Genomic DNA, 553 nt, shown 5'->3' with positions numbered 1-553 from the left:
CGGAGAAGGAAAAACAAGCAGCTTAAATGCTCAGGCGACAACTACCTTGAAAAACGCCGATATTGGCATGCTATGGCGTCTTATAGCTCCTCTAAGCCCGAAGAGTATGAAGTGACGATGAAGAAGGTACTAAGCTGGGCATGGTTTGCTTATGGCATATCAAATGGTGAAATAGCCTTAGATTCCACATTTGATGAATATTTTGTACCTTTAAAGAGCAGAGAGGGGAGAAAAGAGTTTGCGGAGTCGTTTTATCCCTCTTCTGAAGAGAATGACGGTAGTGATTTTATGCTGAAAGGCCAAGAAATAGCCTGGATTTTTAATAATCTGTGTGCGGATGCATTCGACTCAGAGACTTGCACCGTGATTCATGATAGCAGAACTATCAGACTGTCTGCGCTTGGGGCTGTTCTTCATTTGATACAGGATTCATTTTCGCAGTCTCATGCAAATAGAGAAAGCTGTACCCAAATAAAAAAAGGGGAGAACGTTGCGAGTTCTGTTATGAACTGTTCACCAATCACTCAGTTTTATGATTATAGTGATCAATCTT

1 protein-coding gene is annotated in these 553 nt (G+C 41.4%); it reads left to right on the top strand.

Annotated elements, in window-relative coordinates; translation table 11 throughout:
• The coding region (locus tag A3766_RS30680) for a hypothetical protein (RefSeq protein WP_197479417.1) at window positions 1–553 on the top strand (553 nt) is incomplete at both ends.

This window comes from Oleiphilus sp. HI0132 (assembly GCF_001635845.1).
This window is presented reverse-complemented; position numbering and strand designations above follow the sequence as displayed.